General features: G+C 61.2%; 1 pseudogene. It reads left to right on the forward strand.

Features of this window, described 5'->3' with window-relative positions:
• Positions 1–663: pseudogene (locus tag FS320_RS51510) on the forward strand (class I poly(R)-hydroxyalkanoic acid synthase); the annotation flags it as partial.

Genomic DNA, 663 nt, shown 5'->3' on the forward strand with positions numbered 1-663 from the left:
GGCAGCGCTGGCTCGGCATTGCAGGTTCAGCGCCAGGGAATGGACCATCTACTCCCGCAACAGACAAGCGGTTCGCTGCCCGCGAGTGGCACACCAACCCGGTCTATCGCACGCTTCAGCAGATCTATCTGCTTGCGTCAGACTGGCTCCTGCAGCAGGGCGATGTGGACGGCATGGACGAGGCCGAGCAGCAGCGCATCACCTTCCACTTGCGGCAGTTCGTGGACGCAATGAGCCCCGCTCTGATCCTGCTGTCGAACCCTGTCGCTCTTCGCAGAGCCGTCGAGACCGGAGGAACCAGTATCGCAGCCGGGGCCGCCAACCTGGCCGCCGATCTCCAAGCCGGACGCCTGAGCATGGTCGACATGGAAGCCTTCGCGCCAGGACGGAATCTCGCTCTCACACCCGGAAAGGTGGTCCACCGCAATCGCCTGATGGAGCTGATCCAGTATGCGCCAACCACCAAGACGGTTCACAAGACGCCACTGTTGATCCTGCCGCCCTGGATCAACAAGTACTACATTCTCGACATGCAACCCAAGAACAGCCTGGTGCGCTACCTGGTCGAGCAAGGCTTCACGGTTTTCCTGATCTCCTGGAAGAACCCGGATGCGTCCATGGATGAGATCGGCATCGAGGACTACATGGAACTCGGCCCGCTGG

The sequence above is a fragment of the Microvirga tunisiensis genome (genome assembly GCF_009296175.1).
Lineage (GTDB): Bacteria > Pseudomonadota > Alphaproteobacteria > Rhizobiales > Beijerinckiaceae > Microvirga > Microvirga tunisiensis.